15 protein-coding genes and 2 pseudogenes are annotated in these 26162 nt (G+C 58.0%); 13 read left to right on the top strand and 4 right to left on the bottom strand.

All coding sequences use genetic code 11. From position 1 onward, the window contains the following. The first annotated feature begins 405 nt into the window (after positions 1 to 405). Both I6F21_RS27580 and I6F21_RS27575 read left to right on the top strand, forming a co-directional pair. Entirely contained in the window at positions 406 to 1950 is a 1545-nt protein-coding gene (locus I6F21_RS27580) for an acyl-CoA dehydrogenase family protein (RefSeq protein ID WP_225183808.1), read from the top strand. Between the two features lie 70 nt (positions 1951 to 2020). After that, positions 2021 to 2309: pseudogene (locus I6F21_RS27575) on the top strand (transposase); the annotation flags it as partial. A gap of 1669 nt (positions 2310 to 3978) precedes the next feature. Here I6F21_RS27575 and I6F21_RS27570 read toward each other — a convergent pair. Further along, positions 3979 to 4653, bottom strand: coding sequence for a YopT-type cysteine protease domain-containing protein (locus I6F21_RS27570; protein ID WP_225183821.1), 675 nt, complete (start codon positions 4651 to 4653; stop codon positions 3979 to 3981). Between the two features lie 3369 nt (positions 4654 to 8022). Then, positions 8023 to 8229 (bottom strand): hypothetical protein, encoded by a 207-nt coding sequence (locus I6F21_RS27565; RefSeq protein WP_225130962.1) that lies wholly within the window; start codon positions 8227 to 8229, stop codon positions 8023 to 8025. A 1479-nt stretch (positions 8230 to 9708) separates the two neighbouring features. On the opposite strand from I6F21_RS27565, the gene I6F21_RS27560 reads away from it, so the two are divergent. The 5 genes from I6F21_RS27560 (at position 9709) to I6F21_RS27540 (ending at position 15235) form a co-directional block, all read left to right on the top strand. After that, the gene (locus I6F21_RS27560; protein WP_225130966.1) at positions 9709 to 11178 is read left to right on the top strand and encodes a biotin carboxylase N-terminal domain-containing protein; all 1470 of its coding nucleotides are present in this window, start codon (positions 9709 to 9711) and stop codon (positions 11176 to 11178) included. A 1-nt stretch (position 11179) separates the two neighbouring features. Further along, positions 11180 to 11683, top strand: coding sequence for a biotin/lipoyl-containing protein (locus tag I6F21_RS39080; RefSeq protein ID WP_225130967.1), 504 nt, complete (start codon positions 11180 to 11182; stop codon positions 11681 to 11683). 1 nt (position 11684) lies between these two features. Further along, the gene (locus I6F21_RS27550) at positions 11685 to 13292 is read left to right on the top strand and encodes a carboxyl transferase domain-containing protein (RefSeq protein WP_225183807.1); all 1608 of its coding nucleotides are present in this window, start codon (positions 11685 to 11687) and stop codon (positions 13290 to 13292) included. A gap of 490 nt (positions 13293 to 13782) precedes the next feature. After that, positions 13783 to 14793 (top strand): anthranilate phosphoribosyltransferase, encoded by a 1011-nt coding sequence (gene trpD / locus I6F21_RS27545; RefSeq protein WP_225130979.1) that lies wholly within the window; start codon positions 13783 to 13785, stop codon positions 14791 to 14793. A 256-nt stretch (positions 14794 to 15049) separates the two neighbouring features. Beyond that, entirely contained in the window at positions 15050 to 15235 is a 186-nt protein-coding gene (locus tag I6F21_RS27540) for a hypothetical protein (RefSeq protein ID WP_225130980.1), read from the top strand. 281 nt (positions 15236 to 15516) lie between these two features. Here I6F21_RS27540 and I6F21_RS27535 read toward each other — a convergent pair whose 3' ends face one another. Continuing rightward, the gene (locus tag I6F21_RS27535; RefSeq protein ID WP_225130982.1) at positions 15517 to 15807 is read right to left on the bottom strand and encodes a hypothetical protein; all 291 of its coding nucleotides are present in this window, start codon (positions 15805 to 15807) and stop codon (positions 15517 to 15519) included. Between the two features lie 740 nt (positions 15808 to 16547). Here I6F21_RS27535 and I6F21_RS27530 point away from each other — a divergent pair. The 6 genes and pseudogenes from I6F21_RS27530 to I6F21_RS27505 all read left to right on the top strand — a co-directional run. After that, complete coding sequence (locus tag I6F21_RS27530; protein WP_225130984.1) at positions 16548 to 17672, top strand: M20 family metallopeptidase; 1125 nt, start codon at positions 16548 to 16550, stop codon at positions 17670 to 17672. A 954-nt stretch (positions 17673 to 18626) separates the two neighbouring features. Further along, on the top strand, positions 18627 to 18887 hold the full coding sequence (locus I6F21_RS27525) for a hypothetical protein (protein WP_225142049.1): 261 nt from the start codon (positions 18627 to 18629) through the stop codon (positions 18885 to 18887). A gap of 151 nt (positions 18888 to 19038) precedes the next feature. Then, complete coding sequence (locus I6F21_RS27520) at positions 19039 to 20571, top strand: long-chain fatty acid--CoA ligase (RefSeq protein WP_225183820.1); 1533 nt, start codon at positions 19039 to 19041, stop codon at positions 20569 to 20571. 163 nt (positions 20572 to 20734) lie between these two features. Beyond that, positions 20735 to 22051, top strand: coding sequence for a peptide ligase PGM1-related protein (locus I6F21_RS27515; RefSeq protein WP_225183806.1), 1317 nt, complete (start codon positions 20735 to 20737; stop codon positions 22049 to 22051). Positions 22052 to 22698: 647 nt separating this feature from the next. Next, positions 22699 to 23019, top strand: a complete 321-nt coding sequence (gene tnpB / locus I6F21_RS27510) for an IS66 family insertion sequence element accessory protein TnpB (RefSeq protein ID WP_346656750.1) — start codon at positions 22699 to 22701, stop codon at positions 23017 to 23019. Between the two features lie 95 nt (positions 23020 to 23114). Continuing rightward, a pseudogene (locus tag I6F21_RS27505) lies at positions 23115 to 23321 on the top strand (IS66 family transposase); the annotation flags it as partial. Positions 23322 to 25141: 1820 nt separating this feature from the next. Here the strand turns inward: I6F21_RS27505 and I6F21_RS27500 are convergent. Continuing rightward, positions 25142 to 25819, bottom strand: a complete 678-nt coding sequence (locus tag I6F21_RS27500; protein ID WP_225129661.1) for a hypothetical protein — start codon at positions 25817 to 25819, stop codon at positions 25142 to 25144. Between the last annotated feature and the right edge of the window lie 343 nt (positions 25820 to 26162).

Genomic DNA, 26162 nt, shown 5'->3' with positions numbered 1-26162 from the left:
TGTTGAGCATACGGCCAGGCAAATCACGGGGAATGACTTTTGAGGATGCAGCGGGACCGAAACTTTGGACTACCCAGAAGTAGAGTTTTACGACTCTGAACACTTTGGCGGGCTGGTTGCCCCACGTGAGTTCGCAGCAAAATCGGCGATCTATTGCCGATTGCCCTCCGGGAGCATTCTTTGTTGTAGAATTTGCGCCAAATCCCCACGTTTCCTGGGCGTCTGCATGGCTGAGGAACTGATCGGCGCTGAGATCGGCCGGGAAGCGGTAGGCGCAATAAACCCCCGTCCCCGACAACGTGCTTATACTGCGCTTGCATCCACACTATACCAATGTGTAGCCAAGCTAGCCACGCGGATGAATTGGCCCGAAGCGGGGCCGGGATCATTATGGGCCTTATGGCTATGTATACTCAGGTTAACGCCCAATTCGGTGAGGCGCAGGAACGCACAGCTGAGGGCCGTGCAGCTGCACTTTTCTCCAGTTTGATCGCTGACCTCAGTCAGCTGAATTTCGCAGACGCTGATGACCGCCGAGCATTCCCTCCAACCCTACACAGCATCTTGGCAAGGCATGGACTGTTCGGGCTCACCACACCAGGAGAGCACGGCGGATTAGCTCTTCCCTTGCAAGAGGCCATCGACCTCATCTCCGCCACTGCATCCTTCGACGTCTCCGCTGCCTCCACCCTCGTCATCCATAACTTCCTAGCCTTGCCCTGCATCGAAGCGGCACCGCACATCCCCGAACAAAAGCATATCATTCAGGGTGCAACACGCGGCGATCTCTGCGCTTTCGCTTTGACCGAGCCTGGAGCTGGCTCTGCCCCGAGGCATATAGAAGCTTCGGCTCTCATGCGCGAAGATAAAGTTCGGATCTCTGGCCGCAAGATCTGGATCGGCCTCGCTGACTGGGCTCGCTGGATCGTTTGCTTTGCTCGCGCGTCTGGTCCCGATGCGAAAGGTCGGCTCGTTGGTGTACTCGTTGACAGGCAGGCTCCAGGGCTAAAGGTCACGCACGAGCATCGCACACTCGGTCTACGTGGCATTATTCAGAATACTCTGGAGTTTCAGGATGTCGAGGTGCCGCGTGCTTACGTGCTCTCTCGCGATCAAGACGGCTGGGGCGCGGCGTCATCTAGTATGAACCGCGGCCGCATCGGTGTGGCTGCTATGGGTCTTGGAGCGCTTGAGCGCGCTATCCAGCTCGCAGCCTCTTATGCAAGCCATCGTCGACTCGGTAAACTGCGTATGATCGAGAACAGCTACATCGAGCAGTTATTTGGGCAGATGGTGCTGCGGCGGGAAGTCGTGAAGGCGATGCTGGCAGCATCCTGCCGACTTGTTTCAGCGCAGGGCGCGCCCAACGTCCACCTTGCGTCGGCAACGAAGGTTTTGTCCTCGGAATGGTGCGGTCTTGTCGCTGATCAATGCGTCCAGCTGTTAGGTGGCCGTGGTTACGATGAGGGAACGCCTTTAGCTAAAATCTATCGAGACGCTCGCATCCTCCGCATCTTCGAAGGTCCGACTGAGGCGCTCTTATCACACCTCGGCCGCTGCCTCCTCTCTAAAGCCACCCGTGATGAAATAGCCGATCTGTTTCGGTCAGTTGGTGCGGCTTCAGTCCATGCTGCTGCAATTGAGGAACTCTCTGGGCTCGATGAGACAGACGGTGCCGTGCTGATCTATGCGGGTTGGCTCACCACATTGGGCTTGGCAAAAGCTGTCATGTCTGCTGGTTGCTTCTCTATCTCAGATTGCGCCGCAGCAGCGGCTGACCTGGTCAGTTCCGAGCTAGCAACTCTCCGTACTCGCGCGCCGGCACGGCAATCTGTCGAAGTCCGCAATGGGGCCAGTCGGACTCTGACCACCTTCCTTCAAGACGCGGCTTGTTCTATTCGCTCACCTGTTCTCACTGACGATTATCTTAAGCTAGTGCAGTATGTCTGAGAACTAGCGGATGCCGGACCTCTTTCCACCTGGTGGTCCCGCGCGCGACTATGCAACTCCGGAAAGCCGAAGACTCAACGGCGAGATCAATCGGCGGACCGAGGTGGTCAGCATCTTCCCCAACGAGGACGCCATCGTCCGCCTCATCGGTGCAATTCCTGCCCGAGCAGAACCACGAATGGGCCGTCCAGCGCGCCCGTTACATGACGCTGGAAGCCATCGCAACGTTGAGCGATGATCCCACCGTCAAGCCTATCGGCGATCGCCAACTGACCTCCCGGCTCCAGCCGCTGGACGCCGTGACCCGCCGCCCGTTGCACTATGACATGGGACACGATCGCATCGTATCATCTACGTGACACCCGAGCACAATGTCGAGAAAGAGGGGTCCATGAAAGGCAAGCGTAGATCGGATCCCGTTTTGACTGGCGCTTCACGGCTATTTTCGCCCGCGTGAAGCGCTTATGCGCCTTCCATTTTCCGGACAATGCGGAGACAGCGGCCTCGAGCGCTATCCGGTCGATGAAGCGGCGATCGAATTTCTCTGGGCCGCACGGACGCATATGTCCGTGCTCGGGACGAGAGGGGTCACCTATGACATCGAGGTATTCCGACATAGTCCGGCACACCGCCGACATCCGGCGGCATCGAGTAAGAGTGGAAGGCCGTTCGTTCGCCTGTTGTCGGATCACTTTTCGCGCTTGATCGGATGGGCCCAGCTGTCGTCGAAGTCGCAGAGATAATGGATCGTCTTTCGTGAATGATGTCGCAGAGCCGCGCCTTGCACACATCGATGGGCTTCTGATGACACTTTCTGCGACACATGGCACATGCGAGTTTCACGACCTCTTTGAAGAGATCGGCTTGTGTCTATGCTTGACCATACCCTTAAGTCGGACGTCCGCTGGACAGACGCGTGGGTTCCAGACAGGAGCATCGACCCACCCACACCGGCCGCTTTCGTTTTATAGATCGCGTCGGGTTCGTCAGCTTTCGGAAAGCTAGTCCGTGTACAATGCCGTTGAAGTTAGCGGCGCGTGGTAGGGACAGCGCTTGCTCCGTGTATGCGTGGGGCTTTTGGGCGCCGAGTCACGTTTCTGCTAACTTCAACCAGTGCGGGCGTGGCAGGGACAGCGTCTGATCCATCCAGCCCGACCAGCGCCGAGTCGCGCCCGCGCTGCTTCCGGTGTGAGACTGGAATCATATCTAAACCACGGGGCGACGTCTTCCAGATCAAGCTAATAGCCAGCTTGCGCGCATTCCGCGGAGAGGGCTCCGGGTCGCATGTCACCTGGCATTGTTCGGGAAGTGTCAAATGACCTTCTAGCCCAGCTCGATGCAAAGTTTGACCGTCAGGCTTGGAACGAACCTGCGTCGGTTCCGGGGCTGAGGTCTTCTCCAGAGCTGAACGTCAGCGGAAGTGCAGCGACGAGGACAAGGCGCGGATTGTTGCGGAGCTCGTGGCGAACGTCGACTCAGTCGTGCGCTGGTGCGACGGCATGCATTGTCGTCCACGGCAGCTGTCTGGCTGGCGAGTTCAGTAGAGAAGTGGCCGGCGACGATTCCGAAGCCGACGAAATACAGCTTGTGCCGCCTGTGTTGGATCCGTGATGCTTGCCCTTGGCCCTGAGCGTAAGGACGAAAAGCGCCGAACCCCACGCGAGGAGCTTAACCAGCTTTCATGCAAGCTCTAACGGGCCAACGGTCCTGCTTCAGTGCAAGCGAAGCCCATTCAGTCTTTGACGCGCGAGGGCACGAGCTCATGAACCCGAGTGACCGGCCAGCCTCTCTCTGAATATTCTCCCCCTCGCTGCACTACTTCCAGAGAGCTTCCGTCGAGCGTGCCCCTCCAACGTCCGAAGGGCGCCGGTGAGCTCCGCTACCACGTCGGGCGCACGTTCAGGGTGCCACAATCCGTCTTCCGTGCCGTGGTGTTGCACTGTCGGACGCGACGCGGCTGTCCGGCACTAATCGCGAAAGCATCCGCGCGTGGGATCGGCAAGGCCCGTTTTGGAACCTCCGCAACACTCACGTCATCCTCTGTGTGACGACCATCGATATATCAAGTCCGTTCGGCGGGTTGCGGTAGCGGTCGGCAAGACTTTTGAACAAATCATCCATCTGATCTGACCGAACTGTAAACTCTCCATAGTTAGGATCAAAGAGGGTCGTCATTCCGTTCGATGTAGACGTTGCGATCATGTGGGCGTCACCTTCGGCGAATCGCAAGCTGACCAAATAGATCGATGGATCGTGGGTGACCTCGCTCACGATCTGGTCAATGCGCGAAGATGTACCAAACCTATATCGCTTTTGCTCGGCGGACGGCTCTAGGCCAGCTTCGCGTAACATCGTGCTTCTTGCCTGAGGATTGTGAGAACTTTCCGCCGACTTGAGGCGTTCATACCGCTGCTGCAGCACTGCGGCTGAGCTGTGAGTTTCAGTACCCGGGCGGAGCGCCCTCATCCGGGATGAAGGACTGCTTGGGAGATTGCGGATCCACTCCGCTGCCAATCCAACGCAGATGCCGTTGACATTGGCCTCGGACAATTCAGCAGTCCTGTAACCGAACAGAGGAGGGATAGGCCTCGCTGGAGAGGATGGACTTGAGCTGGAGGACAAAGAGGTTATGCTGGAATCTGAGGTGCTTGGACTGTAAATGTTTGCATCGGAGGTATGTGGCCTGCTGCAGCAGAGCCCCATTTTGTCGGGCAATTCCCCAGGTGACGAGCTCTCCCGTCGAGCGAGATCCATCAGTGTTTGCGCAAATTCGCTGCTGTCTGCCGGCTGACTCGGTTCGTTAGTTTGATTAGGGCGTGTGGATTGACCACTAACTCGATTATACATGGCGGCTCGCCTGCCTCTTCAGCGTACGTTTCCTCAGAGCGAGGGCGGGCTGCTTACGCCCTGCCTGCGAATGCTATTGCGGCAAGCTGACGACGAGCTGACAACCAAATAGGCTTGGAGAAGCTACCGCCCGAGTTGGCTATTTGGCGACTCGACCGTCTCTGCTCATCAGCCCCGCTTCAGATGAGGAGTAGTGCCGACGAGCTACCGGCTCTTGCAGAGCGACCGGTAGGCCTAGCTTGAGCAATTCCGCATGCCGTCAGGGTGACCGGACCCCGGCTCGTGGCGTAGGCGGCGCCTGGACAGCGCCTTCGTCAAACTGAATTCGGCCTTCGCTTTGGCTTCGGTCTCAGCATTTCGCGTTATGCCATTCGGTCGGCACATGCTTTTCGCTTCGTCGGATCGTCCAGTGATTGACTCGTGACAAGTCGTCTGCCCGGTGAGACGTCGTTGTTGCTGCCGAACCGGCGTTCAGCACGGTACTGCAAACACTGGTTTGAATGCCACCAAGACCCGAACTCCAATTCGTTCCTTCGATAATAATTGGTCCCAAGCGCATACGAGACATCTCTTGAACCGGATCAGTGCACCATCAGCAGCTCCTTTGAAAACAGCGATTTCAGGCTCAGCACCCCTGCACAGTGCAACAGGCGATCGGCGACTATATCCGCTTGCGACGCCGCGTTCCGGCGGCGCCGAACCGGTGCTTCTGCACCCGCTCGGCCTCATCTTCCGCTCAGATGTCCTTTTAACTCAGCTCATCATGCTGTCGCGCTCATCTGGGCGAACAACTTTGCGGCTTCTGATGGCCCTAGCCCAACGATGCCCACAAAGCTCGGCGGCGGCATTGGGATGCCGCGATGAGTGGGTCTCCACAGGTGCAGGCAATATCGGCTGTTATTCACATACTGCGAATGTGGCGGATGCAATTGCATGACACACTCCTCTTCATCCCAGAACAGGTCTTTGACAAAGCACATCTCGTCCCAATTCGGACAGCGCCGCGGCGTCGAGACAGCGACATGCTCCCAGCCAGGACGGACGAATCCACTTATCTTTAGTTCACACCCGCAAGGCCCCTGCACGAGGAACACGCCGCAAGGGCCTGATCCCGGAACGGTAGCGAACCGGCCGTGTTGCACGCGGCCGGCCTCCAGCTTCTCTATCATCTGCGCCCGCACGCCCGCTCCTTTGCCTCTCGGATGGCCTTGAACTCGACGCAGATGACGTTGTCTCGCAACTCGTCAACCGGCTCGATCCTCGGCCCAGCGCTCCTATACCCCTTTTCAGCGCACCATCTGAGAAAGCCGCAGATGTTCATCATCACTCGTTCTCCTGTTATAGTCTTCTAACACTCGCATTGTGGGCGAAGGTCGCTCTCAAGGGCCACTGATTGCCTGAGCATGCGCGATAGCACGATCTGCGCGATGGCGAATCAGTCCGCCGATTGCACATTCCCGCTCGTAAGGCAGCTGTGCCATCAAGCCCCTCTCATGCGAATCATCCTACTTATCGATGCCAGCCAGTATTGGTCGCACGTCGCCGAACAGATCGCGCATCAGCAACAGCAATGTCCGCCATCGCTCTTGCCCGCTTCAAGCAAGCGTTAGCGCCCATTCATGTTTCATGGTGACCTTCTTCACAAGAACTTGTCGGCTCTTGGCCGTCACCTCCTCTTCAATGAATTGGTCGGCATCATGGCATGCTCCCTATGGTGGCGTTTGACATCCACATTCTATGATGACTCGCAAAACCACTGCTGGCACCAGTTGATGCTTCGCGGCGATCTTACTGCTTGGTGAGATCGTAGTACTTGACCATTCGCAGCTTTCGGTCGAGTCTGAACGGTGCCAATGCGCCATCTACGTAAGCTCGATTGAATTGTACGGGACCAAATCAAACGGGCCTGCACCAGAGCCGCTGACGCCGAGCACGAACTGTTTTCGAGCTGATAGCATCCAGCGGATCGCCTGCCATCTCGGTGTCTCCTCGTAAGGTGATGGTCAGAAACAATGATTAATCGATCTCTATGAGTGCGACCGTCGGCCGCCTTCCCGCGCTACTACGATACAGCTCTTACGCATTTCTCACGGTATGACGCTCGCGAAGCGCTCACGCTTTTGCTGCTAATGCGGGTGTTGTCTTTCAGACATGGACGTCGCGAATCCGACCTTGGACAGCGGTTCCGTGTCGCCAACGCCCGACAGAGGCGTTTTTGCTTACATCAAAGCGGTGCCGACACTTCTCCGTCGTGGCATGTAGATTGCTGTGGCAACGGAACGCCGACCTTAAATGCACCGACGATACGACGAGCATACCATCGGCCGGATGCTCGCCGCGCTCAGACAAACGATTCTGACACTCTCCTTATGAAAGAGGACCGCGAACTTATGAGTAGTACGAGGCATGCAAAACCCGGCATTTTTCCGTGGACCAGCGCGACGTCTGATGAAATGACGCATTGGCGCGCACCAAAGCAACAACCGATCAAGCATTACGGCGCCGATTGTCGCTGCCGGCAGGTGCAAAGGAGGTGGAACCTTTGGCTGCTGGCTGCACTCCTCATAAATGCGCTGCTTTGGGCCGGTATCTACTGGATCATCGCAGCGCTCTTCTGAAATTTTCTCGCGGATGCCAAAGGCGCGAGGAGCTTACCGACACCTCTCGCATGCCGCGGCCGCACCGTATGCGCACCATCAATCGGACGTGGAGACCTCTTCACAGACTTGGTTCCAGTGACACACTTCGCGCGACTACCTGGAAATCCGTCCCTCCGACCAGCGCAAAGTAAATATTGACTGATGCCGCAGAACTCTCGAATTTGCCAAACTGATATGCCATTGCAGCCGCGACGAAGTGCAAAACACTGACCTGTAACAGCTCAACATGTCCCCGCGCGGATGTCATCCGGGCTTCCGCTTTAACTGCGACGCATTGACTCAAATTGAGGTCTGGATCCCGCATTTTTCGTCATATGAGAATTAGCTTTCGAGAAGCTGACTAAACAAGTAGACTTGAAGGAGCGTTGGGCAGGCGGCCTGCTCCGCCTTCACCTACGTGTCGCGATCAGGAGCGCGCCACAGGACCGTCAGGATGCCTTGGCCCACGGTGCCCCTCAACGTCCCTTCCAGGCACTGACTTGCAGCTGAGCGACATTTTGCGCGGACCATTAGGTCGGGTAGCGATCAACGGGCTGGGGGCCTTTTGATGATCCGCAGGGACGCTTTACAGCTCTTCCTCAGGCCACGTATCGTCCTCGTTTTTGTGCATCCGCCACACGTGGGCACGCCGAGCCAGCTTGTCGTATTCCACGGCAATTTTAAGCAGCCTGTCTTTGGCTTTTCCGTCAGCGAGCGCTTCCGCTTTCTTTCGCGTTGCTTCCGCACGGCCTCGCCAGTGGTCGGGCTGGTAGAGTTTACTTTTCGGATTCATGCCGAGAGCATGCAATTGGCAGATCAAAGAAATGCGACACCGGCGCTCCGTATAATCACGTAACAGCGACGCTCGTGGCCTCGGTTGCCGAAGCGGGCAGTCGCCATGCACAGCTGCTATTCTGAAACACCAAAGTGCGCCTTGCAGCCGAGGCTCGTACGAAGAATGCACAGCCCCGACATCCTCAGACGATGGGATGCACAAGGGGCTTGAATCGGACCTAGCGTTAGATTGTACGATCCTGGACAAGTGGGAACCACGTCCGACAATCCAGCGGTCCGGACACGTCATGAGAATTGCGAATGTTTGAAACATCTAAACTCACCTGGCGCGACTCGATCAGGACGATAAGATCTTCCAGGCGCATCGTTGTCCGCGCTTCGTCGGAGCTGTTCCTGTCGCGGCTGGACGAAATCGCGCGTTTCGAGATCTGCACGGCAGGCGCTTCCATCACCGTAGCCTCGCCGGAACGGACGCAGGACGGAGGCTCCGCCTCAGATACCCCACCCAACGAACACGGGCGCGACTACACCAAACACAGTCTCGGCCCGCGCCATCATGGTTCGCTCTGAACGATCGAATGCATCATCAACCGTGGCTTGAGCGCACCTGGCTTTTGCCCGATCTCTCTGCCTCGCGATAGTTGGCACGTGCCCTTCCCGCCGGCTACCGCGTCAATAGTCGCCTGGCGGATAGGCTCAGCCAGAGTACCTAAGCACATGTCACGCCCAAGCAATGCCTCGCGACATCCAAGCATGCACAACCGCACAATCACCGGAAGCTCCGAAATGATCACTTGTTTGGCCAGCTCACCCGCCAGTGCATCCCCTCTTCGCGGAGCTCCACCACTAGGGCAGGTGTCGTTTCGTCGTGCCGGACAGATGACCAGCACCGTACAGTCAGACCGCAAAAGTGAAAGGACGAGCTTGCCGGCACAGCACTTAAGCAGTTCCGGCTTGTTTCGCGGTTGACAGGTCATGTTGGCACTTCGCGCAGGAAGAACAATACCGCTGCCCGACCGACCTAAAGGGATATCATGACTCAAAATCAACGAACTCAGCTGCCTTCGCGCCTCACACTCTACTACTGCGCCGTCGCTCTTGCCGTCGCAATGACAGCTCTAATACCCAGGCTGGTCAACGCGCGCGATCAAGCGCCGACCGCAGAGGAGAAAGAGGCTTGCATGGAGGACGTGTTCCGCCTTTGTAGCAGCCACATACCAGATCGCACCGCTATCACTGCCTGCCTCAGATCCAAGCAAGCGAGCCTCAGTCAGCAATGTCGCTACGTGATCTCCGTGCGCGACACTGGCAAAAAAAGCAGCGACTCGAAGTGAAGATGTGCTGCCTGTTCGTTTGCCTCATCCACAGAAGTGGTCCAAGCCTGACCTGCAGGACGGTCACCCGAGGTCAGATGACGAGCATGGCCGCCTACAATTGACCGACGCTCTGGTTCAATCGCGCTTGTCCGGATAGGCGAATGCATAAATTACCCTTCGATACGGTTCTGATCGCCAATAGGGGTGAGATAGCCGCACGTATCATCAAAACCTTGAACAAGCTTGGGCTTCGGTCTGCAATTGCCTACCATGAGGTTGACGCGGGAACCCCGGCCGTCTCAATGGCCGACCTGGCTATTCCGATCAGCGGCCGCACGCCGATCGCAAGCTATCTGGATATCGAGCAGATCATCGCTGCCGCCCGCAAGGCGAACGCCGGCGCGATACATCCCGGTTATGGAATGCTTTCCGAGAATGCGGAATTCGCCAGTAGAGTGACAAAGGCCTGTATTGTATTCATCGGACCCGCTCCAGAAACGATCGAGCTAATGGGCGATAAGATCCGCGCCCGTGAGTTCGTTCAAAGCAACGGCTTTCCAGTCGCACCCTGCGCCATCGAGGAAGATGATCCGGCCACATTCGTTTCGAGAGCGCGGGCTATTGGAGTTCCTTTGCTCGTGAAGCCATCATCTGGCGGTGGCGGCAAGGGAATGCGGATTGTACGCGACCTCGCTACGTTGGAGGCAGCCATTGAGCAGGCGAGCAGTGAAGCGCGTCGCTACTTTGGAGATGGCCGACTTTATGTTGAACGATATATCGAAAGACCGCGACACATTGAAGTACAGGTGCTCGGTGACGCCTTCGGTAACTTGGTCCATCTCTTCGAGCGCGAATGCTCGGTGCAGCGCCGTTTCCAGAAGATCATCGAGGAAACGCCCTCGCCAGCGCTATCACCAGAATTGCGGACCCGGATTTGCGAAACCGCCGTCGGCATCGCCCGTGCAGCGAACTATCAGAATGCAGGAACGGTCGAGTTCATTTTCAGCGGCGGAGAGTTCTACTTTCTAGAAATGAATACACGCCTTCAGGTCGAACATCCGGTGACCGAGATGATCACCGGCGTCGATCTGATCGCCGAACAAGTCTATGCGGCAGCGGGCCGAAAACTTGCACTTTCGCAGTCCGACATTCTTTCAAATGGGCATGCAATCGAGCTCAGGCTTTGCGCCGAGGCTCCCGAACGCGGATACGTCCCGACCACCGGCAAAGTACTTCTTCTCGAGTATCCGGATGGCGCACGAATCGACAGCGGCATCATGCAAGGCCAGCACATCACGGCGGCATTCGATCCCATGCTCGCCAAGATCATTGTGCATTCACCGAGCCGCATAGAGGCTGCTCTGAAAGCCTACCGCGCCGTTCGCGAACTGGTTCTACTTGGGTGCGGGACCAACGCGAGCTTGCTCGCACGGATTCTTTGCGACGAGGCATTTCTTGGCGGTCAGTTCCATACGGGATACCTAGAAGAAAATCCACATCTCGCCGCCGACAACTTTGCTGCCGAAATGTCTGCGTTCCTGGCATCTGCGGCTCTCCTGACAAGACCGGTCCGCGAGTCGGCCGATGCCGTGCCCGAGTTTCACGCAGCGCTCGGTAGTTGGAGAAATTGACGTGTATCACTCATTCGAGGTCGACGGCGTATATCATGAATTGTGGCTTTCACCCAACCAGCGAGACTACCGGCTCCATCTTCGAGACCAGGTGATTGCCCCTGTCGCGTTCAGCCATTGCAATGACAGTAGCGGCATCTTGACCATTGCGGGCCAGAGCGAACCGGTCAGATTCGCCATCGAGGGGGAGCTAATTCACCTCCACATCCGCGGCAGGACGCGCATTTTGCGCTACAACGACCCGTTGCGAGCGTGCGCATCCGGCAATAACGAGACTCACGCTTTGGAGGCCCGGGCGCCGATGCCCGGCTTTGTTGTTGCGATCACAGTTTCGTCCGGTCAATCGGTCTCGGCGGGAATGGCACTGATGACGATTGAAAGCATGAAGCTGGAAACGATCATACGCTCACCACAGGATGGCATCGTCCATCGGATTCACGTCAAGGAAGGTGAGAGCTTCGAGCACGACGCTGTGCTGGTCACGCTCTCTAAAGAAGGGCGCTGAAATGCAGCGGATCGGTTCCGTGGCGAACGTGAACTCGCAGGAATTTCGTCGCAACGACCTGCACAACAGACAACTTGCCGCCGAATTGAAAGAGCGCCAACGCGTTGCCCGCTTCCACAGGCCTGAGCGGGACTTCGAGCGGCTGCGTCGGCAGAATAAACTTTTTGTTCGTGAGCGGCTCGCGGCCTTGCTCGATCCGGAAACTCCGTTCCTAGAGCTTTCGACGCTGGCGGCTAACAAGGCATACGACGGCGAGGTGCCCGGCGCCGCCCAGGTTGTCGGCATCGGCATTGTGGCGGGGCGAGAGGTTATTGTTCACGCCGACGATGCCAGCGTGAAGAGCGGCGCATGGTATCCACTCTCGGTCAAGAAGATCGTGCGGACACTGGATATAGCCATCGAAAACCGTCTGCCGATGGTTCACCTGTGCGACTGCGCCGGCGGATTTCTGCCTTTGCAGGCGGAATTCTTTGCTGATCGCTACCATGCCGGTCGAATTCTCCGCAATCAATCCGTTCTCTCGAAGATGGGGGTGCCGCAGGTCGCCATCGTCATGGGCCACTGCACCGCGGCAGGGGCCTACGTCCCTGCGCTTAGTGAATACAACATTATCGTCGAAGGCACTGGAGCGATTTTTCTCGGCGGTCCTCCGGTCGTGAAGGCTGCCACCGGCGAACAAGTGTCCGCCGACGAACTTGGCGGCGCTCTCATGCATACCAGCGTGTCGGGCACCTGTGATTACTTCGCAAGCTCCGAAATCCATGCGATTGCGATTGCCCGCGACGTCGTTGCTCGCTTCCACCAACCGGCGAAGACCTCGATCGATCGAGTGGCCCCCGAGCCGCCCGCCTATAGTGCGTCCGAACTCTACGGTATCATTCCAAAGGACGCGCGAGCGCAGTTCGACATGCGAGAGATCATCGCTCGTCTGGTCGATGGCAGCCGATTTCAAGAATACCAGCCGCGGTATGCGACATCACTCGTGTGCGGCTTTGCGCGGCTTTATGGATATCAAATCGGGATCATTGCCAATAATGGCGTGCTGTTCGGCGACAGCGCGCTAAAGGGGGCTCATTTCATTCAACTGTGCGACAAGAACCGGACGCCCCTGCTCTTCCTGCAGAACGTAACTGGCTTTATGGTTGGCCGCGAATATGAACGGCGTGGGATCACCAAGGACGGCGCCAAGCTGATCATGGCGGTGTCCGGAGCGTCCGTGCCGAAGTTTACGATCGTTTGCAATAGCTCGCACGGCGCAGGAACTTACGCTATGTCGGGACGCGCGTTTGATCCTCGATTCGTGTTCAGCTGGCCGAATTCTCAGATATCTGCGATGGGCGCCGAGCAGGCCGCCGGAGTTCTCACACACGTCAAGGCGAGACAATTGGCTCGCGCCGGAGGGCGCCTCTCGGAGCAGGAATTGGCAGCCATTCGAGCACCAATTCTTGAAGAATATCGCGAGCGGTCAAGTGCCTATTATGCGACCTCGGAAATCTGGGACGACGGCATTCTTGATCCTGTCGATACCAGAACTGCCCTCGCAATCGCATTGAGCGCTTCGCTCAATGCGCCGATCGATGCGCCGCAATACGGCGTATTCCGACTGTAAGGCAGGACCGAACACGGCTGGCTCACCGCTTCATGCGCGCGGATCAACGGGACGCGTCGATCGCTCTATGAAGGCCGTCCTGCGCACCTTCATTTACAATCCGGTGGCGTTATTTTGTAGAGCCCAGCTGAGATCGGGCTCCATCTCCCCAGCACCAATACTCGCGAAGCAGGTAGAGGAAGCCGCTTCAATGCTCCACGACGGCGGCGCCCGACGCTAAAAGGCTTTGGCGGTGATCCGGTCGGAACACCGCGGTAAAGAGGCCGCTGCGGGCGTGGCAAGCGGGCGCGAGAGAGTGCCATCGGTCCTGGCATCAAGAAACTACAGTGTTCTACTGGCCGACGACCTCCTCTCGACGGCACGAAATGGAGAGCTTGACCCTCACGTAGCGTCAGGTTGTAGCCTCGCCGAGGGCGCCCACACTCAACCGACTGCCGCCTCAAACGTCGCGGAAGAGATCGAGGTTTGAACAAGGAACGTGTAAAGTTCGATGGAAGAGCTTAGATCGATCATTGGCAAAGTTGCCAGCGGCGCCACTCTGACGCGCGAGGAAACTGCGTCAGCCTTCGACAGCGTGATGTCGGGTTACGCGACTCCCTCGCAAATCGGTGGCTTGTTGATGGGGATGCGGGTCCGGGGCGAGACGGTCGAAGAAGTCACCGGGGCCGCCTCCGCGATGCGGAATAGAATGCTGCGCGTGGAGGCGGCTTGCGACCCCGTCGGTATCGCTGGCACGAACGACACCCCTATATATTCGGTCAACGTGTCGACGTGTGCTTCCTTCATCGTCGCCGGGGTCGGCATTCCTGTCGCCAAGCATGCCAACCGCGCTGCGTCTTCGGGTTCAAGCACCGCAGACGTGTTGGCGCGCCTCGGCGTGAAGGTCGATCTCAAGCCTGAAGCTATTGCACGTTGTGTACAGGAAGCCAACATCGGCTTCATGTTTGCCTCGGCCCATTATCCGGCGATGCAGCGCGTCGGCCAGATCCGGACAGCACTTGGAATCCACACGATCTTCAATCTAATCGAGCCTCTGTCCAATCCGGCCAGGGTCAAGCGGCAGATCGTTGGGGTATTATCTCCCGAATGGGTCCAGCCTCTGGCGTACGTCTTGAAGAACCTCGGTGCCGAGTCGGTATGGGTTGTTCATGGCTCGGACGGGCTCGACGAAATAACCCTTACCGGTCCAACCTTTGTTGCTGCGCTTGAGGCGGGTATAGTCCGCACCTTCGAAGTGACGCCGGAAGAAGCCGGGCTCCCCCGCTGCCGCGACGCGCTGGAGAGCGGCGATGCAGAGGCTAATGCCGTTGCGCTGCAAAATGTGCTTGATGGCGTACCAGGTCGATTTCGCGACGCTGCGCTTTTGAACGCGGCAGCGGCATTGGTTGTGGCCGGGCGGGCCTCGACCCTGCGGGAAGGCGTAGCACTTGGACAAGAATCACTTGATGGCGGCGCCGCAGCCGCTCGACTGAAGCGCCTGATCGCGGTTTCGAACGCGTGACAGCCGAGCTGGCCGATGTTCCAGTATTCCGACCAAGACTGTTGCTCACGAGCGCGAAAGTATTGCAGGCGTGAATGCGCGTCACTTCTGCGGGATTTCAAGGAGCGTGCGCCGCCTGCGCTCGCCCTCATCAAAGCAAGTCGCGCTGAGCACGCGGCCCGAGCGCCAACTTTTTTTCGACGAGAGTCTGTTGCAACCAGAGTTGCCGAGGTGAGGACCCACGAGGAAGCGCGCTGCGCGCCAAAGGAGAGAATCGATGATGTCCTGGCTGAAGGTTGAAGCACAAGGATCTATTGCAGTGTTAGAACATATCATTCGGAAGTTCCGAGAATTGATCGATACAGATGGCTCGATCCCGCCGGAGTTGCGGGGAGCGCTGCACGCGACGCTGGATAAGCATCTTCTCGAGGCAAAAAAACGTATTCTCCTAAAGGCGCTTTAGGTACGCCGATGCCGTCTACATGCGGAGAAACTCTGGTAGGCGCGCGCCGGTACCGAAATCGGCATCATCCCCTCCGCCCGGCGGCCCAGCGAGGTTCCAGCCCAGCTGGTCGGATCGCGACCACAACTCTGCGTGCACTGGCGCGTCGGCGGCCGCTCAGCGCGGTTCTGCTTGAGAAGGGTCCTATTGAAACTCCTGGCGGCGGCAATTCTCAGTTCTGCCGCTGCAATCGCCGATCCCGATAACAAGGTGAGATACTGCACGTCCGTCTGGTCATGACTTCAGCTAATCCAGAGGACATCGAAGTCATAGCCGAGCTCGACCTGAGCTTGCTCGTCACGTAATTCCGACACCGGATACCTTATTAGGGGCCGCCCAATACGGATAAAAGTCGGAATCGGGTACAAGTCCAGAGGCAGATCATGAGCCACCAGTTTGAAATGCCGTCTATCCGACCGACAGAGTTCCGTCAGACCATGCGCAATCTGGCCAGCGGGTGTCGCCATCGTGACGAGCGGAACGGCAGCCGGACGACGTGGACTGGCGGTGAGTTCTTTGACGTCCATCTGCATGGAGCCGCCGTGCCGTTGGCGGTCGGGAGGGGCCCAAGGGTGTTCACCGCTTCGATACAGCGCCCACCGCTATTGCCGAACGCATTTTGCGCGCTCGAATGCGTTTTGTATGACCACAAGGTGCTTGGCACACATACCATCTTTATCGGATGAATTTATCGCGACCCGACAAGGCCGTGGCAATCCATTGATCAACTTCCGGGGCGCGGAACCCTACTGCTTGACTGAGCGCGGTGGCATCGATCCCTGGCCGCTTCCAGCGACAGTCGTCGAACAATCGACCGGGCTGCAACTGTTTCACTGATTAGAGCTCGTATTGAGAGGTCCGTCCCCTCAGCTCCGGCGATTTCGGCGCTTCGCCGCTCGTACGATGCTGCCGCTGGCCGGCGACCTTCCGCGTTGAGAGGCGTGGGGGTCACCTGGTCAGGACAATGCGATTTGCGCGGATCTCGCAGGAAGGTCCTGATCAGAATAATTACAGCTCACCAGAACGACCAACTCCAGAAGGGCCTTCTTCTTAGGTCCGCATAATCCCGTCGAAAACTACCAGCTTTGGTAGCTCAAGTTAAGATCGACAGGCGCGTACATCGTTGCCGCAGCAAGATCGGATCCAGAGGCACGCCTGGGTCACAACGGCTGGCGACCCTTTAGATGTTCGGCCTCGATTCTGATGTGAGTACATGGTTGATGTCATGATCTTGCAGAACGATAACAATCGAATTCAAAGGCGTCAGACAACTATGTCCAGCAACGCGTTCGAAATCGCCCCGATTCTCGAGGGCATTCGCCGCTGGGTCATGATCGAATCTCCGACGGAGCGGCCGGATCAGATCAACAAACTGGCTGATGTCGTCGCAGCAGGCTATCGCGACCTGCCCGCCAGCGTCGAGCGCGTTGCGGGGCATGACGGCTGCGGCGATCATTTGGTTATCCGCTCTTCTTGGGGGCAGGGCGTACCGGGCCTTCTAATCTTGAGCCATCTCGACACCGTCCATCCGATGGGATCCATCGAACGGCTACCCTTCAAGATCGACGGCGACAGTGCGTTCGGCCCCGGCATCTACGACATGAAGGGCGGCGCCTACCTCGCCTATCACGCATTCCGGCAGATCTGCGCCGATGACGCACGCCCGCCGCTCGGCATCACCCAGCTCTACGTCTCGGACGAAGAGATTGGCAGCCCAACCTCGCGCGCGCTGATCGAGGCCGAGGGCCGCAAGGCCAAATACGTGCTCGTGACCGAGCCGGCGCGCGACGGCGGCAAGGTCATCACCGGGCGCAAGGGCGTTGCGCGCTTCGAGGTATTCATAAAGGGTGCGGCCGCGCATGCCGGCACGCGCCCCGAGGACGGCCGCAGCGCGATTCGGGAACTCGGCCATGTGATCCAGACGCTGGAGGCGATGAACGATCTCACGCGCGGTATCACCGTCAATGTCGGCGTCGTCCGCGGCGGCACCAGGCCAAACGTGATCGCGGAACTGGCCTACGCGCAAGTCGACATGCGCGTCCCGACCATGGCCCATGCCGACGAGCTGGTGCCAAAGATTCTGGGCATCAGCTCGCGCACCGAGGGCGTCAAGGTGAAGGTATCAGGCGAATTGAACCGTCCGCCATATGAGAAGACCAGCGCCGGCGCCGCGCTTTACGCACACGCCAAACAGCTTGCTGCCGAGCTTGGATTCGAGCTGCTCGACGCGTTCAGCGGCGGCGGCTCCGATAGCAATTTCACCGCGCCGCATACCGCGACCCTTGACGGCCTTGGCGTCGATGGCAAGGGCGCGCATACGCATTATGAGCAACTCTACATCTCGTCGATTGAACCTCGCGCGCGGCTGCTGTACCGCCTCTATCAGACACTGCGATAATCGCGAAGTCAGTGACCACGAGGTACGTTGGATGACGCCCGCCGGCACATTCGCGGGATCGTTTCTCCAACGCCGCAAGGGCTATAGGCTGGTGCCCCTATCAGGCCGACCTCATCGAAAACTATCGGTCGGCCGCATTTGGCATCGCACGGTCGGCGCCAGATAGACGTGACTGAGCTATTCAATGACGGCGCAGCGGACTTCACGCGCGCAATCGGCTGCAAGGGCAGCGAGCGCCTGGTCGAAGGGCAAGCGTTTCCGGCAATGGGCTCATCGGCAGGCGACCCTGATCTCGACGGGAGACGAACTTTCTTGGCTCACATCGCAGCGCTGAATGCTTGCGACAGCACACCGGCCGGCGGCCCTTTTCCGGCAGCCTGAGAGCTTGGCCATGTTGTCACAGGCTCCCAAAAAGGGCTTGAATCTCACGTAACGTTAAGTTGTACGGTCTTGAGGTTAGCACCTATCTCGGTCTGTCGCCGGGATTGTGAAGGATTGAGAATGTCTCAGCTGGTCAGATCCAAGCCCCCATGGTCGGTCGTGATCCTCATCCCCGATGCTGGGTCGGTCGGAAGGGCTATGCAGCGAGTGCCGGTTGCGGAGCTACTGCTCGCACGTAGCTTTGAATGGTTCGGCATTCCGGAACCGAGACTATGTGACTGTGCTGGGCCGGGCCACGAGACAGGCGTTGAGGTCAGGATTGATGGACGTAGACCTCCATCCGAAGCCCCTGCGGAGGGTCGCTGCTTCCTGAATCTGAACCAAACCCCTCCTCTGGCGCGACACCGCGCCAAAATCAGTTGGCCGAACCGGCTTTCCGCTCTGTTCAAACTGCTTTCCCATGGCTGGCAAGGCAGACGGCGGGCCTGCGCAGGTTTTCAAAGAGCCTGAGCTGCAAGTGCCGCTCCGCGCAACCACCCGGCATCGCAGATATTTGCATTCTGGAGCAGCAAGTTGAAAGCGCCCGACGACGTCAAGAAGGTCCTGTTAATCGACCATATTGAAGGCCAATGCCGTTGCATCATCGGCTTCAAAGATGGAGATGCCAGAGCGGCCTATATGTGCGGCGAGCCTGTATATCAAAGACGCGGCAAGAAACTATCTTCGTGGTGTGCCTATCACTACCGACAGATGCACACGACCGCCGCCGAGCAGAGAGTGAGTGATCAATCGCCCGAGATCCCTCAAGCAATATCCATTGTTCGCAACCCATGACATCCATCAAGAAGGCCTAGGCCGTGTGATCATAGCCTGTACAAAGGCAAACCGAAGCATGTGATCGGAGCCTCGCCAAGCAATTCCGGGTTGCGGCTGAAGCGCATCGGGACAAACGTAATTTGCGAGCCTAAGGCGCATGGATAACAAGTTGGATCTCTGCACACTGATCGAGCGAAACGCTGCGTATACTCCCGGCAAAACCGCGATCCATTTCGAAGGGCAGAGTCTCAGCTACGCCAGCCTCAATCGACGGATCAAGCGGATCGCTCGCGCCTTCAAGAGCCAGCTCGGCGTCCAAAGGGGAGACCGGATCGCGATCCTCAGCCTCAACAGGCCTGATTATCTGGCGCTGCTCTATGCGTGCGCGAGGCTCGGCGCAATCCTCGTACCATTGAATTGGCGTCTTGCGGCCGCCGAGCACGCTTTCATTTTGTCGGACTCCGGGGCAAAAGTGCTCGTTCTTGAGCAGTGCTTCGGCGCAGCTTTGCCTGTCCTGACGAAGCAAGTGCGCCATGCCTCTCTTGTCGGGTTGGACTTTACGCCTCTCGGCGGCTGCAAGTTGGACGATCTCCTGGAGGGAGACTGTGGCGACGGACGCAATCCTCGCGCGGACCCGTCTTGCCCGCTTCTGATCGTCTATACTTCGGGCACCACAGGGCGACCGAAAGGCGCCGTGCTGCGTCAGGAAGCGTTGCTGTGGAACGGCATCATGAGTCAGCACATGCATGACCTCACCTCGGCCGATCACACGCTGGCTGTTTTGCCGTTCTTCCACGTTGGTGGCTTGAACATCCAGACGACGCCGACTTTGCATCACGGCGCGACGGTGAGTATCCACACCCGCTTTGGGGCGGAGACCATGCTTGATGCGTTCGAGCGTGACCGGCCGAGCCTGGCAGCCCTGGTGCCAGCCATGATGCAAGCCCTGGCCAGCAATGGTCGATGGGAAAGCACCGACCTATCCTCGCTCAGAGCAATCTGTACCGGATCGACGATGGTGCCTCAGCACCTTGTCGAGCGCTTTGTCGCGCGCGGCGTTCCAGTCCTGCAGGTTTACGGTTCAACGGAGACCTGCCCGATCGCTGTGTATACGAAGCTCGGCGGAAATCTCGTGCCTGAGGGCTCAAGCGGCTTGGCAGGTCTCTGCTGCGAAGCGGCGATCCTGGATGATTCGGGCCGCAAGTTGCCGCCCGGTAACCCAGGCGAAATCGCAGTCCGTGGACCCAACGTTTTCTGCGGATATTGGGGCAATCAACAGGCAACGCGTGAGGCTCTGAGCAATGGTTGGTATCGCACTGGGGACATTGGCCGCTGCGACGCAGATGGATATATTTGGGTCCACGACCGCAAGAAAAACCTGATCATTTCGGGCGGAGAGAATATCTATCCGGCAGAAGTAGAGCGTGTGCTTGCGGACCATCCGGATGTCGCGGAATGCGCCGTGGTCGGTCGACCCGATGCGCGCTGGGAAGAAGTACCGGTCGCTTATGTGATCAAGCGACCGGGCGCCCGGGTCGAGGCGGAAGCGCTGACGGCACATGTCCAGTCACAGCTCGCCCGTTTTAAGGTGCCGCGCGAAATCATTTTCACACAAGAACTACCGAAAACCGCGTTGGGCAAGATCCAGCATTTTTTGCTGAAGGATCGCCACGTGATCAGCCCGAAAGGAGCTATCAATTGAGATCGGCAGATTGGAGGCGCGCCGTACTCTCCCGCTACATCGCAGGTGATATCGAGACGGCGCAAAATCAACCTTCGCTCAGTGCCTCACCACGGCGCAGCAAGTTCAACATTGTGGCCTGACGATCCCTGTCTGATCGCGTCCAGATGCCCGGAGGTCGCGGATGCCGCGGATCTTGATCATGAATGCCGGTACGGCTCAAATGTCGGGCGCCGATCTGACACCAGCTCAACTTTCGCTGGCCGCCAACTCGGCATACCGTTCAGCGTGGTTTGCCCAGCACGGCGACCTAATAGTCTCCCCGGTAGTCATCCCGGCGGATCTGCTATCCTTCATTGGCGCGACGCTCGATTTCGACGCATCGAGTCTTTTTCTCCTTGTACCTGAAGGCGGCCGCCAATCGCCGGTCCTTGATGACTGCACATTGCTGTCCAAGACTGTCGTTGAGCGGATCAACCGACATATTCGTCAGAAATCAAACTGGCGATTGCATCCCTGCTACTCTACTGAAGGCGTCGCACGCCTGGCGACCATGCTGGGCATACCGCAGACCGGCGACGACTTCGCTCTGCAGCGAGGGCCTGATCTGTTGAACCGCAAGAGCCACTTCCGTCAATTGGCGACAAGCGTCGCACTTCCGCTGCCCAATGGATCTGTCACGACGGACTCAAACGAACTATTCAGAGCGGTCACTTCCCTCAGATCCGAGACCGGCAGAGTCATTGTAAAGCTGGACAATGGAGCCGGTGGGGTCGGAAATGTCATCCTGACCGGCAAAGAAAGCGATCCACTACCTGGGGCAAGAGATACCCGGCGAATTTCATGGCCGTCGTTTGATCCTGACGCGCTTTGGTCTGAGATGACAACAGCGTCGTGTAGGACGCTGGTCGTGGAGTCGTACCACCTGGCCCGGTCTTTGTTCTATCTCGAGTATGAAATCGACGATGATGGTTCAATCGTTTTCATCAACAGTGGAAACATACGTCTGCGTAAAAGCACAGATCGATCCGAAAGAGCTCTGATCTGGACAGGACTTGAGCTTCCAAGTGACCTGACGAACGAGCAATGGTTGACCGCCCAGGCACACGCCTACCGATTTGTGGCACTTGCGCGAGACCTGGGATATCGCGGAATGATCAACATTGACGCCATTTTCGCGAATCACGGTCGGTTGCTGTTTAATGAAGCGAACGGCCGCTGGGGTGGCGGCTCGGTGTTACACAGTATTGCGGTCCGGCTGCTGGGCTTCGACTATTCCGGTTGCAAGGTTATTTTATCCGTGAGAAATGTTCGATCACGATCCCTCCAAACAGCGCATGATCGTTTCGGCAAGGAAGGATTTCTATTCGACCGCACACGCAAGGAGGGCGTGATCCCGCTTGCTGCCGACGAAGAGGCTGGCACGGTGGAGTGCCTTGTGATCGCGCGCGACAGGCCCGCGGCCCGCGATCTGCAGCACCGCCTACTGAGAATTGCTTGATTGAGACCATCGACCATATCTTGGACCGTTCAATTGATCCGAACTTGCCCCTGCTTTCGATCGCGCCTTGAAACCCGTACCTGAGGATGTGACGTGAATGTCTGCTCCGTCTCGCTCTGGCTCTGTCAGCCCTAATCGCGGCTACCCTTAAGTCGCTCGTGAAGTGCGTGCCGATCGGCGGTAAGCCTCCGAGAAGAGACGCCTTGCAGCGGACTGGCCTGATAGCTGAGAAGATCAGTGCGCTGAATCGACTTGAGGTGGTGGAAACAGGCCGGCGGCGGCGCTGGTCTGAGAGGATAAGGCTCGGATTGCTTTGGAAAGCATGTCCGAGCCACGCCTGGTTGCGGCGACAGCGCGGCGATATGGCTTGTCGCGTTCTCTGCTGGTGACTTGGCGAAGGGCCGCCGCGGCAGACCGGACCAAATCCGAGGCTGGCTTTGTCAGGGCAGTTGTGGCCGAGGGTGGGGCATCGCCCCGGTGGCGGCCTCATCGGAGAGCGCGACAGCACATTGGACGGAGCATCGGATTGAGATAGAGCTGGCTGGCGAGCGGCGCGTCATTGTCGATGCGGGGCTCGACGTTGAGGCGCTTCGTCGGACTATCGAGGCTCCGGATCCGGGATGATTCCAATCCCTACGGGAGTTCGGGTGTGGCTGGCGACGGGCCACACCGACATGCGCAAAGGCTTCGTCTCAATTTCGTTGCAGGTCCAAGAGGTGCTGCGCCGTGATCCCCTGAGCGGTCGTTTGTTCTGCTTCCGCGGGCGCCGGGGCGATCTATTGAAGGTGATCTGGCATAATGGCCAGGGAGCATGCCTGTTTACAAAGAAGTTGGAGAGAGGTCGTCTTATATGGCCGTCGCTGGCGGACGGCGTGGTGTCGATCTCGCAGGCACAGATGAGCTATCTTTTGTCCGGCATCGATTGGCGCAATCCCCAGGAGTCCTTGTGTCCAACCAGCGTGGGCTGAGAGTTTGTCGTTTGAATCTGGCGGCGAACATGATTCCATTTGGTCATGGACTCCGCCGGCGACGGACTGCCGCCCGATCTCCTGCCGCGCATGCAATGATCCTGGCCGAGCGTGCGGCCAGGCTTGCGGCGGGGGGCCAAACTTGCTGAAGCGGCCAATGCCCAAGCAAAGCAATCGAGCAGCAAGCGCTGATCTCCCACCTCAAGCTCGAGATTGAGAAGCTGCGGCGGACATTTTATGGGACGCGCTCGGAGCGGTCGGCGCGACTGCTCGATCAATTGGAGCTGGAACTTGAGGAGCTCAGGCGGCCGCAACTGAAGATCTACAAAGGAAGCGCCAATCAGATCATGGCCTTCAAGATGGACGTTTCGGTGCTGTCCAGGCCAACGAAACCGCTGACCCGCTCTACTCTCCGAACTACCTGAACCTTAAGCTTGCGGAGTGATCCGCTCAAAACGCGCGGCCCTGAGAGCGGGCCGCGAGTTAGACCACCGCACCCGTATAGCTTTCGAGCAGTCCGCACCCGTTTGTTCGGGCGGCATTCGCACACAATCAACATCCACAACAGCACGACCGCTAGGGGGTCCGTCAGGCCAATCCAAGTGGGACCGCACAGAAGTTCAACGAGAAGGGGCGGCATGGTAGCAAACGCTTTTCTCCATCGGCCTCATTCATCAATGATACTCAGCCACCCCGGGCTCCAAGCGCCCACAGGCAAGCGACCGTGATTGCGGTGAAAACGAACACAGCGCCAATTGCTAGCGCAATTTCCATCGTCGGCTTCCTTCTATTGCGCGGACCACCCACCAGACGGTGTATGTGAAGGAATTCCTCCGCCAATCGACTATCTGGGCACCATTGTCCGTCACTCTCACGGAGAAGTGGGTTGAGGTGCAATAATCAAGGCCGCTGTAGAGTCGTGGGCACTTGGGCGCCGGTAGCCAATGCGGCTCCGCACCGAAGTGATATATAGTCGGTAGCGCACCGGCCATGGGACATTCACTTTCGAAGTCGTAACCGTTTGTTATGCTCCCGGTTACGCGGACTCTGATTCTGTTGTACCTGCGGCCTTCATGTTCGTACACGCTGAGGACTTCACGACCGAACGCATGAGCGAACGCGATAGCCGCTGAAGCCGCTCGAATACGCTGCTCCATGTTGCCTCGCGAGCAATAGCGGGGCGGACCCGAAATGGCACTGAAACATGTCAGGCCCGCCCCAGCATCACAGCCCCTGCAAGACCGGTGACGCTCACTGCACCCAAGCAAGCAACGTGCCTTTTTTCAAAAGGCTGCTTTACCTCGCCTGGCTGTGTGTACTTGTCGAGTTTGTCCTATTTTGTTCTGTCCCATAGTCCATTAGGACGCAAAATGTTTGCAACCCGACATTCGCGTGTCAACATTGAACTCAAGCGCAGGTAAGCTCGCAATCGCACAGAAGGGCGATCGCATCGCTCCGGAAGTAGCGCTGACGCTTGCAATCTACACCCTGCCGATCCCAAGCAGCGATGGGAATTACTCAAGAGTCCAGGTTTTATTCTGAGTATCGCCGACAATAAGCTGTGCATCGACAACAAAATCGCGTCACGAAAGATGGCAATCCTACTTGGCTCTACCAATTCAACGGGGCAGTTGCTCAGCAGTGGAATTTTGTACCCTAATGGAGCTTAGGGTTCCAGAGTGACTGCCTCAAGGGGCGCGACGATTCGCGGCGCGCACAAACCGAATTCCGCTGATTACTCGCAAAGTGCGTCTGGTACGATCATCCTGCAGGCGCAAATCCGAGTCGTAAGGCAAGCACGAAAATGAGTTCATGGGACGGACTTAGCCCTGGCCAGTTCTTGGCGCGAGTAGCGTTTTCACTCGCTGTAACGTCCGCCGTCGTCGCCGTGACTTTCTTCGTAATCCGCTACATGGCGGGCTTTCATCGATGATCACAGCAGGCGCAGTGATCAAACATCGCGCTCTGCCGGACAAACCGATAATACGCGCAGCAAAACCGCGAAAGAAGGCGATGGAATGCCGAATTTAGGCGCCCATGCGGGATTTGTTGCATTAGTCGGTTTTCATTGAGCATTGAGCGCTACGATTTCATCGCTGAACGAGTGGCCTCACGAGGCAATCTAGGCGGCCTGGAAGGAACACAACGGGAGTCTTTTGGCTATTTGCTGCACAGGAGCAGAACATCGGTAACCATTTGTACCGTATGGGCAGGTTCGGCGGATGAGGTGCTCGATGTGCAGCGGCTTCGTCTGGCCGCTCGCCCCTCGCGACAATCGTCTAATCAGCGCTCGCTTCGCGTCTACCACAAAGTACTCCGCAATTAGGCCGTTCTGCTGCCGGGCCATGCCGGCCGCTTGCAGACGGGAGCCGAGACGTGCTGCGAGCTGCTCTGCGACGGTGTTGTTGTGAGACCCAGCGGAGTCATAGTGATAGGCAACAGGGGCGGCGGGCACGCGGCGATCAACCAGCAGCAGCGACCAGTCGGCGCCGCCGCCAGTAACACCACCATCGTTCACAGTCACGAACAGGAAGTTGGCGGTACCTTTGTCATCCTGATCATTGACAATCTGCCGGAAGGTTTGTGCGTCGTCGCTCCGGCTCCGGATTAAGCGCACCAGCTGGGCTTGCTCGGGTTGAACGAATCGGGTCTGGGCGATGAGATCCGGATCGTTCCTGTGCAACTCGTCCACGAGGGCGTGGTCGGCCGGGCGTCTGCCGACGGGGAGACCGACAAGTTCTCTTTGCTGGCCCGCGCTGCCCGACTCATGGAGCTTCCCTCGAGTTGAGGTAAAGTCCATCCGTTCTCTCTTTCGAAATGAATACTCAGGACTCGGCTAATGCAGGACGATCGAGCAAAATACCGCGCGCGATTAGGGGCTTCAGACGAGACTTCTCTTCTGATGGACCCTGCAAAGGCCCAGTCCCCGCACATCCGTCGCAAATTAGCCCGAGCATTCGGCTGTTTGCTAGGTGTGTAGCTGTCGAGAACCTGACGACAACAGGGCCTTCCCGCGCGCGGCGCGATTACACCATCACGCGCCGACACGCCTCTCGGTTCGAGGCAGCGACGATGACTTACCACAACTACCCTGAGCAAACCTTTGCTCGGATTACGCGTGGTGGCCTTTATACAGGCAGCAA

Origin of the sequence: Bradyrhizobium sp. NBAIM03, from assembly GCF_020194055.1 — a bacterium.
Taxonomy (GTDB): domain Bacteria; phylum Pseudomonadota; class Alphaproteobacteria; order Rhizobiales; family Xanthobacteraceae; genus Bradyrhizobium; species Bradyrhizobium yuanmingense.
The sequence above is the reverse complement of the archived record's forward strand: the minus strand, read 5'-3'. Positions and strand labels throughout refer to the sequence as shown.